The sequence below is a fragment of the Microbacterium sp. Root280D1 genome, assembly GCF_001428975.1.
Taxonomy (GTDB): Bacteria; Actinomycetota; Actinomycetes; order Actinomycetales; family Microbacteriaceae; genus Microbacterium.
In genome coordinates, this window is the sequence record NZ_LMJK01000001.1 from 1,027,250 (window position 1) to 1,042,420 (window position 15,171).

The window sequence follows — 15,171 nt, forward strand, 5'->3', positions numbered from 1 at the left end:
CACCATGGACTCCAACGGCATCTCCGACCTGTACGCGTCGATCTTCTCCGGCACGACCGGACTCATCGTGCTCGTCTTCTACGTCCTCGTCGCGGTCGGTCTGTGGAAGGTGTTCACCAAGGCGGGGTACCCCGGCATCCTCGCCGTCATCCCGATCGTGAACGTGGTGTTCCTCGTGAAGATCGCCGGGATGTCCGGCTGGCTCGCACTGCTCTATCTCATCCCCATCGTCGGCTTCGTCTTCGGGATCATCGTGGCGGTGCGACTCGGCGAGCGGTTCGGCAAGGGAGGGCTCTTCTCCTTCTTCCTGCTCTTCGTCTTCCCCTATATCGGGTATCTCATCCTCGGCTTCGGCGACTCCCGCTACAGCAGGGCGTGACGTGGTGGCATCGCGACTGCACCTCGTCCGCCACGGCGAGGTGCACAACCCCAGGCGCGTGCTCTACGGTCGGCTCCCCGACTATCACCTGAGCAGGGCGGGACGGAAGATGGCGCGAGCCGCCGCCGATCACATCGCCGGGCTCGATCGTCCGGTCCGGGGGCTCTACTCCTCTCCGCTCGAGCGGGCGCAGGAGTCTGCTGAGCCGTTCGCCGAGCGCTTCGGCCTCTCGCCCGAGATCGACATCCGTCTGATCGAGCCGACCAACGTGTTCGAGGGCACGCAGATGCGCCGCTCGCTTCTGAACCCGCTCAAGTGGTGGCACCTGCGGCAGCCGTCGCTGCCCAGCTGGGGTGAGCCCTACGCGTCGATCGCCGAGCGGATGCTGGGCATGATGGCCGAGGCGTGGCGGTCGGTCGACGACGGCGATCTGGTGATGGTGTCCCATCAGGCGCCGATCTGGATCACCCACCTCCGGGTGGCGGGTCTGCCCCTGCAGCACGACCCGCGCACCCGGCGCTGCGCACTGTCGAGCGTCACCTCGTTCGAGCTGGTGGGCGACGTGTGGCGTGAGGTCGATTACGCCGAACCTGCGGCGACCGGCGGTGCGGTGGACGTGGGAGCAGTCTGACCCCTCGCCTCGGTCTCCCTTCCGCTGCGGTCAGTGCGCCATCAGCGACTGGATGACGCCGACCGCCGCCATCTGACCGGCAGCGGACGCGAGCAGCACCGATGCCATGGGTCCGGGAAGCGACGCCCGGTGCGCGAGGTCGCCCGCCGCGAAGACCCCGGGCTGCGATGTGCGCCCCAAGTCGTCGATCTCGATCGAGCCGGAGGGCAGCAGTTCCAGGCCGAGCTGATCGGCGAACGGCGCACGGTGGCGCAGTGAACCGGATGCCACGAACACGCCGACCACGGTGTGCGCGGTCGACGCCGTGGTGATGCGCACATCAGCCGCCTCCGGCGCGACGGCGGCGACCGGTTCCGCGCTGACCCGAACGCCCAGCCCTTCGAGAGTCCGCGTCTCGTCGGCCGCGAACGGCTGCTCGACAGGGAACACCGTGATGTCGCCGACGATGCGCCCGAGCAGCCCGATCAGGTGCTCGGCGCGAGGAGCGGGTCCGAGGATGCCGATCGAGCGACCGGCGTGCTCGTGACCGTCGCAGAACGGGCAGCTGAAGGCCTTCGTGCCCCAGAGGTCCTGAAGTCCGGGGATGTCGGGGAGATCGTCGGCGACGCCGGTCGCGAGGATGACATGTCGGGTCTCGACCGTCTCGCCGTCTGCGAGTCGTACGACGAAGCTGCCCTCTGAGCCGGTCACCGTCTGCGCTCCGACGTCGCGGACATCGATATCGGAGTACTCGGCGAGCTGGGCTCGCGCCGTCGCGCGGAACTCCGCAGGGGGAGTTCCGTCGTTCGCGATGACGTTGTGCATGTGCAGCACGGTGCCGTTGCGGTATTCGCCCGAATCCAGAAGCAGCGTGGGGCGGTGCATCCGCCCGAGGGTCAATGCCGCCTGGAGGCCGGCGGGGCCTGCGCCGATCACGATCGCGTCGTACATGTGGGGTCCTTCCGAGGGGTGGTCGCTTGCGTTCGTCCTCAGTCTGTGACTTCATGTCAACATGAAGTCAAGCATCGAGAGTCCGTGGTCCGTGGGAGAGGTCGCCGAACGCTTCGAGCTGCCCACGAACGTGCTCAGGCACTGGGAGTCGGTCGGCCTGCTGCGCCCCGCGCGGGACACCGCAGGGAGGCGCCGCTACGGCCAGGACGACGTCGTGCGCATCGCTGTCATCCAGCGCAGCAAGGCAGCCGGGATGACCCTCGATCAGATCGCCGTGCTCCTCGACGACGGCAGCGCGGGGCGTCACGAGGTGCTGCAGCAGCACCTCGACGATCTCGATCGGCGGATGGAGGACATGCGCCGCTCGCGGGAGATGACCGAGCACGCGATGGGATGCCGGTCGCACGACATCGCCACCTGCCCGCGCTTCCGGGCCAGCGTGGAGGACGTCCTCGCGCGTCTCTGACGGCGGCCGAGCACCCCCGGGGCATCCGGCCCATGCATAGGAACCCCCGCGTAAACTGGGAATCGTGCCACTCGCCTCGACGGTTCGTCCGATCCGCAGCGGCCGCTCCTCCCGCATCCGGCCATCTCGCCGCGCGGTCGGGGCCGCGCTCGCCGCGGTGCTCGCCATCGGTCTGAGCGCCTGCGCTCCCGATCCCGTGAACGACTCGTTCCTCAGCGGTGACAACCCGGGCTATGTCGCGGCAGACGGAGCGATCGTCGAGATTCCGGTCGCCGAACGCGGCGACCCCGTCACCGATTTCGGCGGACTCACCGAGGACGGCGAGGACTTCTCCAGCTCTGACCTCGCGGGCAAGGTCACGGTCGTCAACTTCTGGTACGCCGGATGCGCCCCGTGCCGCCTCGAGGCGGAAGACCTCGAGAGCGTCTGGCAGGAGCACGGCGGCGACGACGTCGCCTTCCTGGGCATCAACACGCGTGATCAGGCCGACACCGCGAAGGCGTTCTCCGCCGAGTTCGGTGTGACCTACCCGAGCCTCATCGACGTCGACACGGCCGAGGCGAAGCTCGCCTTCGCGTCGTCGGTGCCGATCCAGGCGACCCCCACCACTCTCGTGCTCGACAAGCAGGGTCGCGTGGCCGCCCGCATCATCGGGCCCATCGATGGCACCTCGATCCTCTCGACGCTCGTCAAGGACGCGCTCGCGGAGGACTCGTGAGTCTCCCGGGAGCGGCGTGAACCCCGAAGTCATCATCGGATCGGGAGCCCTCTGGCTCGCGATCCCCGTCGCGCTGCTCGCGGGCCTCGTGTCGTTCCTGTCGCCGTGCGTGCTGCCCCTGGTGCCGGGCTACCTCGGATTCCTCGGGGGAGCGGTCGCCCCCCGCCGCGTCCCGAACCCGACGGACGGCACGGCGGTGTCGACGGTCGAGGCCCCCGCTCGCGGCCGACTCGTCGTGGGCGTGCTGCTCTTCATCCTCGGCTTCAGCCTCGTGTTCGTGTCCCTCACCGCGCTCGGCGGGCTCGCCAACGTCTTCCTGTTGCAGTGGGGCGAGCTGATCACTCGCATCCTCGGCGGCGTGATCATCCTGATGGGCCTCGTGTTCCTCGGTCTGTTCGGGTTCGCCCAGCGCGAGCTGCGATTCCATGTCGACTCGAAGGCCGGCCTGATCGGCGCACCGCTGCTCGGCATCGCCCTCGGCATCGGATGGGCGCCGTGCCTCGGACCCACGCTCACCGCGATCTTCGCCCTCTCGTTCAACGCCGGCGACCCGGTGCGGGCGGGCCTGCTGGGGCTGGCGTACTCGCTCGGCCTCGGCATCCCGTTCCTGCTGGTCGCGCTCGGCTTCGGATGGGCGACGAAGGCGATCGGATTCCTGCGCCGGCACATCCGCGTCGTGAACGTGATCGGCGGCGTGCTGCTCATCCTCCTCGGGCTGCTGATGGTCACGGGGCTCTGGACGGACATCATGTCCCGACTGACGGCGGTGATGAGCAGTGTCGACCTCCCGATCTGATCAGAAGAAGACGCATCGGAAGGATGACGTGAGCAGCACAACCGAGAGGTCGAGCGATCCGCTCCGGCCGTCCGACCACGTCGACGGCGAAGAGTCGATCACCCAGCCCCGCCTCGGATTCGTGGGCTGGCTGCGCTGGGGATGGCGTCAGCTGACCTCGATGCGCACCGCGCTGATCCTGCTGCTCGTGCTCGCGATCGCGGCGATCCCCGGCTCGATCTTCCCCCAGCGGATGGCCGACCCCAACGGCGTCACGCAGTGGGAGCGCGACAACCCCGATCTCTTCCCCGTGCTCGACGGGCTGAAGATGTTCGACGTCTACCTCTCGCCGTGGTTCTCGGCGATCTACCTGCTGCTGTTCGCCTCGCTCGTCGGCTGTGTCATCCCGCGCATCCGCCACCATGCGAAGGCCCTGCAGGCACGCCCCCCGCGCACCCCTGCACGTCTGAAGCGCCTCGCCGACTTCCGCGCGGTCGAGCGCGCCTCGACGGATGCTCCGGCAGAGGCCGCCGCATCGATCGACATCGCGCAGAAGCAGCTCAAAGCCCTGGGCTACCGGGTCGAGCGGTACGACGACAAACGATCGTCGTCGGTCTCGGCCGAGCGCGGCTACTGGCGTGAATCGGGCAACCTGCTCTTCCACCTCGCTCTCGTCGGCGTCCTGATCACGGTGGGCGTCGGGGGAGGGTTCGCGTACACCGGACAGCGCGTCCTGGTCGAGGGCGAGACGTTCGCGAACACCCTGCTCGACTACGACTCGATGAACCGCGGCCGCTTCGTGAGCGACGGAGCACTCGCGCCCTACTCGATGCGTCTCGACAGCTTCGACGTCACATACCAGCCGTTCGGCGAGCCGGGCTCGGGCCAGGCAGGCGACTTCTCGGCCAACGTCACCGTGCAGGAGAACGGCGAGGAGCGCACCGGATCGGTCAAGGTCAACGAGCCCCTCGGCGTCGCCGACGACAACGTCTTCCTGCTCGGCAACGGCTACGCGCCGACGATCACCGTGCGCAACCCCGATGGGGACGTGGTGTTCACGAACAGCACGCCGTTCCTGCCGCAGGACAACAACATGACCTCGCTGGGCGTCATCAAGATCCCCGACGGCCTCAGCGAGCAGGTCGGCCTCGTCGGCTTCTTCTACCCGACGACGGGGGTGCTCGACACCGGCGCGTTCTTCTCGGGATTCGGCGACCTCACCAACCCGACCCTCACGCTCGACGTCTACACCGGCGACCTGGGCATCAACGAGGGCATTCCGCGGTCGGTCTACGTGCTCGACACCACCGGCATGACCAAGGTCACCGGGCGCACGACGGACCTCGAATCGATCGAGCTGGCACCCGGACAGACAGCCGACCTGCCGAACGGCATGGGAACCGTGACCTTCGAGGACGAGTCCCCGGCGGGTGCGACAGACGCGTCGCAATCGGTCAAGCGCTTCGCCTCGTTGCAGATCCACCGCGACGCGTCTGGCCCCTGGGTGCTCGGCTTCGCGCTTCTCGCGCTCGGCGGTCTGATGCTCGCCCTGTTCATCCCGCGACGCCGGGTGTGGGTCAAGGCGACGGCACAGGACGGCACCGTCTCTCTCGAGTACGCCGGTCTCGCTCGCGGCGAGGACCCGACGCTCGCGACGGCCGTCGACGACCTCGTGGCAGGTCATGCGCGTCTGATGGACGCGGCCGGGGTCACGACGGCGGTCGAGGTCGAGGAGCCCGACACCGACACGGACGCCTCAGAGGCGGAAGACCCTGAGGCTGACGGCTCCGACGCAGATGGCTCCGACCAGGCGGCGACGGCACCCGAGACGCCCGCCGACCGCGACTCCGCGCGCCCCGCATCCGACACCCCGAAAGTAGACTGACACCATGTTCGATCTCGAAGTGATCTCGCCGATCCTGCTGTGGACGGCGATCGCGATCTATGCGGCGGCCTTCGTGGCCTATGCCTTCGACCTCGCCCGTCGGTCGCAGCTGTCCGCGGACGCGGCGACCGTGCAGGAGTTCGAACTCGTCGGAGCCGGAACCCGCTCGCGCGGCGGCAAGGCGGCGACGGCTGCCGCGGCATCCGGCTCCGAGGCCGCGCCTCAGCGCTTCGTGATGGCCCGCATCGGGACCTCGCTGACCGTGCTCGCGTTCATCTTCCATTTCGCCGCCACGCTCACCCGTGGTCTCGCGGCCGGGCGAGTGCCGTGGGCCAACCTCTACGAATTCGCGATGATGGGAACGCTGCTGATCGTCGCCGTGTTCCTGGTGGTGCTGACGCGCATCGATCTGCGCTTCCTCGGCACGTTCATCACCGGTCTGGTCGTCGTGCTGCTGGGTCTCTCCGCCACGAACTTCTACGTCGACGTCTCGCCCCTGATGGACCCGCTGAAGAGCGTGTGGCTGGTGATCCACGTCTTCGTGGCCTCGCTCGGCACCGCGTTCTTCGCTCTGGCCTTCGCCCTCTCGGTGATCCAGCTGATGCAGTCGCGTCGCGAGCGCCTCATCTCCGAGGGCGCGGAGAAGACCGGCCCCGGATTCCTGCGCACGTTCCCCGGGTCCGAGCGGCTCGAGAGCATGGCCTACCGCTTCACGATCATCGGCTTCATCCTCTGGACGTTCACGCTGATCGCCGGCTCCATCTGGGCCTACTACGCCTGGAGCCGCTTCTGGGGCTTCGACGTCAAGGAGACCTGGACCTTCGTCATCTGGGTTCTCTACGCCGGGTACATCCACGCTCGCGCGACGCGCGGCTGGCGCGGCAACCCCTCGGCGTGGCTGGCGATCGTCGGCTTCTCGGCCGTGCTCTTCAACTTCACGATCGTCAACGTCTTCTTCAAGGGTCTGCACGCATACTCGGGCCTCAGCTGAGCGCCCGAGCGCGGCTCATCTGAACGAGCGCAGTCCGAAGGGGATGACCTCGGAGTGCTCGGCTCCGTCTTCGTACCAGACGAGCTCGACTTCGCTGATGGTCTCGGCGGGGCGCGAACTGAGCGAGCGCCGCGACTTGTGCGACAGCTCCGTCCACGCCGCGGGCGCGAGCGTCTTCGCATAGATCACCGACAGGTGGAACGTCCAGTCGTCCGTGCTGCGCTCGTCGAGACGGCGGAAGTCCGTTCCCACGAGCGCTTCGCTGAGCGTGGAGTACGCCGACACGATGGATGCGGTGCGCCGCAGCCGCAGGATGACGACCTGCCAGGGGGCGGGGAACACGTCGACGGCCTCGGCGACGACCTCGATCGGACGCTGCGCCACCGCCCACTCGCGGATCAGCGCGAGCAGCTCTTCGCGGCGCTCGGGCTCATGGAACGCGCGCAGGGTGACGTGCTCGGTGTGCGGGTGCGGAGCATCCATCCGGCCGAGCGCCGACCTCTGCTCGGCCCGGTACACGTCCGACACGGCCCGCGTGGGTCGCAGCACGAGATACTGCTGTCCCTCGAGTGACTCGAGCTGGGCGGGAGAGGTCATGAAGGGGCGACGCATCCTCTGATCGTACGTGCGCGGGCACACGTCCGAATACCGTTCGATCTCGAGCGGGCACGGATTCGGAGCGGATACAGGACGCGCCGCGCATCGTGATCGATGCGCGGCGCGTCCTGCGTCGTGGTCCGAAGCGGTGCTCGGTGGGGTGGTTCACGCCGTCGCGAGGGCCGCCTTCACGGAGGTGGTGCGCCGCAGTGCCACCGCGACGGTGGTCGCGACGAGCGACAGCACGCCCCAGACGATGAGGCCTGCGGCTGCGCCGCCGTTCGCGGTGATCAGCCCGGCGAACGCGGGGGAGGTCGGCAGCGATGCGCCGAGATCCGCCAGCCATCCCGGCACGGTCGAGATCAGACCGGTCGCGATCGCGAGCACACCGACGAGCGCGCTGACCCAGCGGCCGACGCCGCCGAAGACCGCGACGAGTGCCTGGTTCACGGCCGCGAAGGCGACCCCGGCGAGCACGGCGATTCCTGCGAAGGCCCACCAGGCCGCGGCGTCGTATCCGGCGACGATCTGCACGATGAGCGACACCAGCAGACCCTGGGCTGCACCGATGGCGGCAGCCGGGGCGAAGGCGCGCAGGGCGAGTCCGGCCGACGAGCGTCGGGAGGTCAGGGTGCGCGCGGTGTAGGCCCGCATGACCAGGAACGAGGCGAGCGAACCGAACCACAGCACCACGGCGGCGAGCAGCGGGATCGCGGTCGGGCCGAAGATCGTGGCGCCGTCGGCGCCCTTGGACGCCACCGGATCGGCGATCACCGACGCGAGCGAGGTCGACTCGGAGTCGCTGAACGAGGGGAGCGAATCGGATGCGGTGCGCAGGCCGCTCGCGAGATCGCCGGTTCCCGTGGCGAGGGTGTCGAGGCCGGTCGCGAGCTCGTCGGCACCGGTCGCGAGCTCGGTCGCTCCGTCCGACAGCTGGGATGCGCCCGTCGCCAGTGCTCGTGCACCGCTCGCCGATTCGTCGAGACCCTGCGACGCCAACTGGTTCAGACCGTCCGCGAGACCCGTCGCCCCCGCACCCGCCTCGCCGAGCTGGGCCGCGAGAGTGGTGAATGCGCCCGGGAGAGTCGCGATCTGGGGAGAGACGGTCGTGAGGTACCCCGATGCGGTTCCGGCCGACGTCGCGGCATCCGCAGCGTTCGCGGCCTCGGCGGCGAGCTCGGCGCACAGATCACCGGAGGTCATGGGGTCACAGCTCGCGGCCATCGCGCCGAGGCGCTGAGCAAGCCCGGCGGTCTGGGTGGCGGCATCCGTCGCGGCCGCGGTCCCGGTCTCGACAGCTCCCACGAGAGCGGGCAGCTGACCGGCCTGATTCTGCAGCTCCGTCGCGCCTGCGGTCAGCCCGGTGCCGATCTGGCTCGCGCCGTTCGCGGCCTCGCGGGTCTTCGACGCGAGTGTGTCGAGCCCGGATGCCAAGGAGGATGCGCCGTTTCCGAGCTCCGTGGCACCGGAGGCGAGCTGAGTCGCGCCGTCGGGGATCGCCGCGGCTCCCGTGGCCGCATCCCGCGCGCCGGTGGCGAGTTCGGCGGCGCCGTCCGCGGCCTCGCCGATCTGGTCTCCGATCGTGGTGAAGCCGACGAGGATGTTCTCCGTCGTCGCCTCCGACAGCAGTGTGCCCATGCTCGAGGCCGCCACGTTCGCGATCTGACTCGTGATCAGGTCATCGGCGACGAGCCCGTCCTCCGGGGTGGTGACCTGGATCGTGGCCTGCTCCGCGTCGCCGCCGCCGTCCGAGATCGCCTGCCCCGCCGAGGTCGCTGCGGCCGAGAACTCCTCGGGGATCGTGATGACGGCCTGGTACGAGCCGTCGGCGAGACCGTCGGCGGCGTCGTCCTCGTTCGAGATCACCCAGGTGAGGTTGGAATCGAGCTCGTCCGATCCTTCGACGAGCCCCGAGGCGAGCTGCCGACCGAGCGGAGTGAGCTGCCCGTCGATCTCGACGGGCTCGTCGAGGTTGACGATCGCCGCGGTCATCGACTCGAGACGCTCGGTGGGATTCTGCAGGGCAGCGACCAGGATGCCGCCCACTGCCGCGGGAAGCAGAAGGACGCCGAGGATCGTCAGCCACGTGATGGGCTTGCGCGAACGGGCGCGTTCGATGGGGAGGGTCATGCGTTCACCTCGGTCGATTCGGTGGTGCCGTCGACGATGCGGGGCACCGAGGACTCGGATTGCGACTGTGCGGCTGGCGCGTCGATGTCGATCGTGTCAGCCGATGAACGGCCGGCATCGGCCAGGATCTCCAGGGCCGCCTGGGGATCGAGTGCGGTGAGCAGCATCGCCGTCGTGCTGCGGGAGTCGCGCAGTCGCGCCGCGAGCTGATCGCGTTCGGGGCGGGAGAGCCGGTCGGCTCCGTCGATCACCACGAGAGCCGGCCGTCCGCGCAGTGCCTCGGCGAGGTCGGCCGACAGGCTCGCGGCATCGGCGGCCATGACCGCTCCGACATGCGCCCGCACCCACGCGGATCGACCGGGCAGAAGATGGCCTGCGACCCGGAGGCGGCCGTCGTCCGCAGTCGCCCGCCCGGCGATCGTCAGAGCGAGCGCGCGCAATGCGCCGGCTGACGATCCGGTGAGCACGGCGGAGGCCCCGGGTGCGAGGCGCAGGTGGAGGCCGTCGATGCCGGCATCCGTCATCGTGAGGTCGTCGGCGGCGACGATCGACTCGTCGCCCGGCCAGCCCGCCAGGTGACGCTCGCGTTCGACCGCCTCTCCTTCGATGTCGACGCTCGGGAGGATCCGCTCCAGCCAGGCCGGGATCTCCCACGCGCGCTCCCCGAGGATGGCCATGAGTGCAGGGATCAGCGTCATCCTCACCAGGAACGCGTCGATCGCGATGCCGGCCGCAAGGCCCAGCGCGATCGGCTTGAGCGACGAGTCGCCTTCGGGGACGAACGCCACGAAGACGGCGAACATGATGAGGCCGGCAGCGGTGACGACCTTCGCCGATCCCGTGAAGCCGCTGCGCACGGCACGCAGTGCCGCGGCTCGGCGAGTCGCGCGATCGGGGCTCCTGCCGTCGGGATCGTGCACGAAGTCCTCGCGCATCCGAGACACCAGGAACACCTGGTAATCCATCGCGAGCCCGAACAGCACACCCATCAGGATGATCGGCATGAAGCTGATGATCGGACCGACCTTCGCGACATGGAGGGCGTCGGCGAACCAGCCCCACTCGAACACGGCTCCCACGATGCCGAACGCGGCGACGATCGAGAGCAGATAGCCGGCGGCTGCCGTGACCGGCACCCAGAGTGAGCGGAACACGATCGTGAGCAGGATCAGGGACAGGCCGATGACGAAGATGCCGAACGGGAGAAGGGCGTTGCCCAGCTGGTCGGAGATGTCGATGCCCACCGCGGTGAACCCGGTCACCTTCAGGTCGATGCCGAACTCGTCGAGCCACTCGTCGTGGTGCGAGCGCAGCTCTCGCACGAGATCGGCCGTCGCGGGGTCATCGGGTGCGGTCTCGGGGATGATCTGCACGATGCCGGTGTCTGCGGTCTCGTTCGGGGTGGCGAGGGCGACCTCCTTGACCCCGTCGATCTGGGCGACCTCGTCGCCGAGATCCTCCATCAGGGTCAGCGGATCGGTCGACGTGACGATCGTGCCCGTCAGGATCAGCGGTCCGTTGAACCCGGGACCGAACTGCTCGCCGACCAGGTCGTAGCTCTGCCGCGCTTCGGAGTCCTGCGGCAGCACGCCCGCGTTGGGCAGCGCGAGATTCAGGCTGAGGGCGGGCACGGCGACGATGCCGAGCCCGAGCACGACGGCCAGGGATACGAGGATCGGACGCCGGGTGACGCCGGTCACCCAGCGCTCGCTGAAGCGACGGCGCTGCGCGGGGGCTGCCTTGCCCTTCTTCGCCTTCGGAGCCCGGCGCGGTCGACCGGCGACGCGGCCCTTCATGAAGCCGAGCAGAGCGGGGGTGAGCGTCACGGCGATGGCGACGGCGACCGCGACGGCGGCGGAGGCCGCGATGCCCATCGTCGTCAGGAACGGGATGCCCGCGAACCCGAGTCCGATCAGGGCGATCAGCACGGTCACGCCCGCGAACACCACCGCCGAGCCTGCCGTGCCTACAGCCCGCGCTGTCGACTCCTCGGGGTCGACTCCCTCGCGGACCTGATCCTGGTGCCTGGCCATGATGAACAGTGCGTAGTCGATTCCGACGGCGAGCCCGAGCATCAGGGCGAGGAGGGGAGTGGTCGACGAGACCGTGGCGAAGGCGGTGGCGGCGAAGATGCCGGCCATCGAGATGCCCACACCGAGCACTGCCGTGAGCAGCGGGAGCCCTGCGACGACGAACGAGCGGAACGTGACGATCAGCACCAGCAGCGCGATCAGCAGACCCACGGCCTCGGTGAGCGTGACACCGGGGATGGAGGTGGCGAAGAGCTCTCCGCCGAGGGAGGTCTGTGATCCGTCCGGCAGCTCATCGGCGAGTTCGGCCACGACGGCTCGCAGGTCATCCTGCGTCTCCGCCGATACATCGCTGGCCTGGCCGTCGAACTGCAGGCGGATGATACCGGCCGTCTCGTCGTCGTTGATCATGCCGCTGACCATCTCGTCGAACGGGGAGGTCGCCGAGAGCACCGAGTCGTCGAGGTCGGCGAGCTGGTCGACGGCATCCTCGATGTCGGTCTTATATGCGTCATCCGTGATCGAGTCGCCGTCGGCGGCGACCACGATGATCTGCGCGCTGGTGCCGCTGACCGCGGGGAACGAGCGGTTGAGCTGCTCGAGGCCGGCCTGGGACTCGGTGCCCGGGATCGAGAAGGAGTTGTCCGTGCCAGCCCCGAGGACGAGGGCGCCGGCCCCCGCGATGCCGAGGGCGAGCAGCCAGGAGACGAGAACGCGCCACGGGTGCCGGTAGGACCAGCGACCGAGCGAGGACAGGAGTGTGGACACGAGGCTCCTCAGGGAATACGGGCTGGATACACAGGTGTATCCAATACATACCTGTATCGTAAGGTGGTCCGAGCCCCGGAGTCTGTGTGCGGGGTGTGAGAATGACAGGCAGGAGGATTCGATGACGACACCCGCCACCCGCAGCCGGGAGAACACGCGAGCCCGGCTTCTCGATGCGGCCGCGCAGGTCTTCGCCGAGGTCGGCCTCGACGGCGCCTCCGTCGAAGCGGTCTGCGATCGCGCCGGGTTCACCCGCGGCGCGTTCTATTCGAATTTCGAGTCGAAGGACGAACTCTTCCTCGTGCTCGCCGGCAGCGTCGGCGAGCAGCGCGTCAATGCGGTGCGTGACCGCGTCGACGAGATCGCCGCCGAGGGCGGTCTGTCAGAGGGATGCGACCCGGTCGAGCTCGTCCAGCGGATCATGGACGCGGGCGGCGATGACCGCCTCGGCGTCATGCTGATGAGCGAGATCCGGATCCGTGCTCTGCGTGACCATCAGTTCGGCGCTGCCTACCTCGTGCAGGAGCGCGAGATGGTCTCGAGCATCGCCGTGATCATCACCGACATCGTCTCGGTGAGCTCGCTCGAGCTGAAGGTTCCCGCCGAAGAGGCCGCGCGCATGCTCATGATCATCTGGGAGGGCATGACCGTTCGCGGAGCGATGGCCGGTCAGGACTCCGATCAGCTGCGGCATTCCAGCGGCGAGGAGCTGGGGCGCCTCGTGCAGCTGCTGCTCGCGGAGTGACCTCGCAGACGAACGGCGCTCAGCGCGCGTCGAGCACGGCGTAGCACCGCGTGAGGCGATCGAGCCACCAGTCCCGTCGGTCGTCCGAGGCGGCGAGCCGCGCCAAAGCATCGGGATCCGGGGTGACCCGAGCTGCCGGGATCGAGCCGTCCACCGGGCGCAGGTCGGCGACGTCGTCGAGGAACAGGGATGCCGTGCCGAGCCCGCAGTCGTAGTCGAGAGTCGGCAGGGCGGCGGCGAGCGCCGCACCCTGGGAGAGTCCGATCGCGGTGTCGAGCGCGCTGGAAACCACGACGGGCAGGCCCGCGGCGGTGATGATCTGCAGCGCATGCGTGATGCCCCCGAGCGGCTGCGCCTTGATGACGAGCAGGTCGGCGGCCTTCTCGCGCGCGACCGCGAGCGGGTCGGAGGACTTGCGGATGCTCTCGTCGGCGGCCACCGGAATGCCCATGTACTTCACCCGGGTGCGCAGTTCGGCGAGCTCCGGCACTGTCGCGCACGGCTGCTCGACGTACTCGAGATCGAACTCGTTGAGCGCATGCACGGCGTGCTCGGCCTCGTCGACGTTCCACAGGCCGTTGGCATCGACGCGGATGCGACCCTCCGGCCCCATGGCCTCGCGCACGGCCCGCACACGGGCGATGTCGTCTGCGAGCGTCTGCCCGGGTTCCGCGACCTTGACCTTGGCGGTGCGGCAGCCGGCGAAGCGGGCCAGCACTTCGGCGACCTGCGCCGCCTCGACAGCCGGGATGGTGGCGTTCACGCCGATGCGCTCGCGGAGAGGTTCGGGCTGCGTCCTCCAGGCGAAGTCGATCGCCGCCGCGAGCCAGGTGGCCGACTCGAGATCGTCGTACTCGACGAACGGAGAGAATTCCGCCCATCCCTCCGGCCCTTCGACGAGCAGCGCCTCTCTCTTGTCGACCCCGCGGAAGCGGGTGTGCATCGGAAGCGAGACGACCCTGGCCGAGCCGAGCAGATCTGCGAGCGGTGGGAGCATGTGCTCATTCTGCTCTGTCGACGCCTCGTCGGGGATCCGCCGTGCCGACGGGTCCGCCTCAGCGCAGGCGCTTCTGCAGTTCGCCCATCCGCTCGCTGGGGCGGAACCCGAGCGCGGTGTTGACGGCGAGCATGTGCGCGTTCGACTCGGCGTTGTAGGTGTAGACGGCGCGGGTCTGCGGCGCCTCCCTCTGCAGCATCCGCAGGTTGGCTGCCTTGACCGCGATGCCGAGCCGGTGCCCCCGGTCCGCGGTGCGCACGAGCGTGCCCCACTGATAGGCGTTGCCGTCGTCGGTCGACACGACGAGCTGCGAATACGCCGCGGCCTCGCCGTCGGCCGCGAGGGCGATGGCCCCGAACGACACGCGCCTCTGTCGGTCGAGCAGTTCCTCGCTCTCGCGGATGCTGTCGACATCGGGTCTCTGAGGTTCGATGGCGAGTTCGCCGGTCGGGGCTTCGGTCTCGAGGGCGGCGTCGAGGATCGTCCAGCGTTCCACGACCTCGTCGGGGATGCGGCCGACCCAGCTGCGGATCTCGTACGGAGCGATCGCCGATGCGATGTCTCTCTCGATCCGGTCGAGCAGTGCGGGGTCGACCGGGAGGTCGAGCCTGCTCTGCACGTCGCCGAGGGCCAGACTGTAGCCGCGGGCGCGTGCGAACTCACGCCCCGGCGATCCGGCACCTTCCGAACCGAGGGCGTGGCGCCACGACGTCGCCCCCTGCGCAATCGTCCGACCGGACGCCGTGACCTCCGCCTCGAGGAACGCGAGGGCCTCGGAGCCGATGCCGCGCCGTCGGTGCTCGGGCGGCACGCTGATCGCGAGATGGGCGACCTGGGTGTTGTCCTTCAGGGGGAGCGCGAGGCTCGCGGAGCCGACGATCCGGTCGGCGTGGCGCAGCAGATAGGCGCGTCGGTCGACGACGGCCGACTCCTGCTGCAGCTCGCTGCGCGACTCCTCGAGCGACCACACGACGGCATCCGCGCCGCGATCCGCGCGTTCGGCGGTGGCGTACGCATCCCACCATGCATCGACGGACCGGTCATCGGTCGCGTCGATGCGGAGGATCTCGATCGCCATGCGACCACCGTACGTGCCTTGTCCTTCACATAAATGTGTGATTGACAATGG

Annotated in this window: 14 protein-coding genes; 8 read left to right on the forward strand and 6 right to left on the reverse strand. The window is 69.0% G+C overall.

The genetic code is table 11. From position 1 onward, the window contains the following. Positions 1–4: 4 nt before the first annotated feature. Both ASE34_RS04960 and ASE34_RS04965 read left to right on the forward strand, forming a co-directional pair. Positions 5–379, forward strand: a complete 375-nt coding sequence (locus tag ASE34_RS04960) for a DUF5684 domain-containing protein (RefSeq protein ID WP_053098866.1) — start codon at positions 5–7, stop codon at positions 377–379. A gap of 1 nt (position 380) precedes the next feature. Continuing rightward, positions 381–1,010, forward strand: a complete 630-nt coding sequence (locus ASE34_RS04965; protein WP_056277120.1) for a histidine phosphatase family protein — start codon at positions 381–383, stop codon at positions 1,008–1,010. Between the two features lie 30 nt (positions 1,011–1,040). Here the strand turns inward: ASE34_RS04965 and ASE34_RS04970 are convergent, their stop codons facing one another. Further along, on the reverse strand, positions 1,041–1,940 hold the full coding sequence (locus tag ASE34_RS04970; protein WP_056277124.1) for an NAD(P)/FAD-dependent oxidoreductase: 900 nt from the start codon (positions 1,938–1,940) through the stop codon (positions 1,041–1,043). A gap of 61 nt (positions 1,941–2,001) precedes the next feature. Here ASE34_RS04970 and ASE34_RS04975 point away from each other — a divergent pair, with 61 nt between their 5' ends. The 5 genes from ASE34_RS04975 to ccsB all read left to right on the forward strand — a co-directional run bounded on the left by ASE34_RS04975 (position 2,002) and on the right by ccsB (position 6,775). Beyond that, positions 2,002–2,406: a MerR family transcriptional regulator gene (locus ASE34_RS04975; protein ID WP_056277127.1), complete on the forward strand. Its 405-nt coding sequence runs from the start codon at positions 2,002–2,004 to the stop codon at positions 2,404–2,406. Between the two features lie 64 nt (positions 2,407–2,470). Next, positions 2,471–3,124, forward strand: a complete 654-nt coding sequence (locus ASE34_RS04980; RefSeq protein WP_082586511.1) for a TlpA family protein disulfide reductase — start codon at positions 2,471–2,473, stop codon at positions 3,122–3,124. Positions 3,125–3,140: 16 nt separating this feature from the next. Beyond that, positions 3,141–3,920, forward strand: coding sequence for a cytochrome c biogenesis CcdA family protein (locus ASE34_RS04985; RefSeq protein ID WP_056277130.1), 780 nt, complete (start codon positions 3,141–3,143; stop codon positions 3,918–3,920). A gap of 28 nt (positions 3,921–3,948) precedes the next feature. Continuing rightward, positions 3,949–5,784 carry a cytochrome c biogenesis protein ResB gene (locus ASE34_RS04990; protein ID WP_056277738.1) on the forward strand — a complete coding sequence of 612 codons (1,836 nt, stop codon included), beginning with the start codon at positions 3,949–3,951 and terminating at the stop codon, positions 5,782–5,784. Positions 5,785–5,788: 4 nt separating this feature from the next. Next, on the forward strand, positions 5,789–6,775 hold the full coding sequence (gene ccsB / locus ASE34_RS04995) for a c-type cytochrome biogenesis protein CcsB (protein WP_056277133.1): 987 nt from the start codon (positions 5,789–5,791) through the stop codon (positions 6,773–6,775). A gap of 15 nt (positions 6,776–6,790) precedes the next feature. Here the strand turns inward: ccsB and ASE34_RS05000 are convergent, their stop codons facing one another. The 3 genes from ASE34_RS05000 to ASE34_RS05010 all read right to left on the reverse strand — a co-directional run bounded on the left by ASE34_RS05000 (position 6,791) and on the right by ASE34_RS05010 (position 12,300). Next, entirely contained in the window at positions 6,791–7,372 is a 582-nt protein-coding gene (locus ASE34_RS05000; protein WP_082586536.1) for a 2'-5' RNA ligase family protein, read from the reverse strand. A gap of 165 nt (positions 7,373–7,537) precedes the next feature. Further along, positions 7,538–9,502 (reverse strand): YhgE/Pip domain-containing protein, encoded by a 1,965-nt coding sequence (locus ASE34_RS05005; RefSeq protein ID WP_053098873.1) that lies wholly within the window; start codon positions 9,500–9,502, stop codon positions 7,538–7,540. Continuing rightward, the gene (locus ASE34_RS05010; RefSeq protein WP_082586513.1) at positions 9,499–12,300 is read right to left on the reverse strand and encodes an MMPL family transporter; all 2,802 of its coding nucleotides are present in this window, start codon (positions 12,298–12,300) and stop codon (positions 9,499–9,501) included. Before ASE34_RS05010 ends, ASE34_RS05005 begins: the two co-directional genes overlap by 4 nt. A 121-nt stretch (positions 12,301–12,421) precedes the next feature. Here ASE34_RS05010 and ASE34_RS05015 point away from each other — a divergent pair, with 121 nt between their 5' ends. Then, a complete protein-coding gene (locus tag ASE34_RS05015) occupies positions 12,422–13,045 on the forward strand; it encodes a TetR/AcrR family transcriptional regulator (protein WP_053098875.1) in 624 nt (207 codons plus the stop codon). A 19-nt stretch (positions 13,046–13,064) separates the two neighbouring features. Here the strand turns inward: ASE34_RS05015 and ASE34_RS05020 are convergent, their stop codons facing one another. Then, positions 13,065–14,042, reverse strand: coding sequence for an o-succinylbenzoate synthase (locus ASE34_RS05020; RefSeq protein ID WP_056277139.1), 978 nt, complete (start codon positions 14,040–14,042; stop codon positions 13,065–13,067). Between the two features lie 58 nt (positions 14,043–14,100). Beyond that, on the reverse strand, positions 14,101–15,120 hold the full coding sequence (locus ASE34_RS05025) for a GNAT family N-acetyltransferase (RefSeq protein ID WP_056277142.1): 1,020 nt from the start codon (positions 15,118–15,120) through the stop codon (positions 14,101–14,103). Between the last annotated feature and the right edge of the window lie 51 nt (positions 15,121–15,171).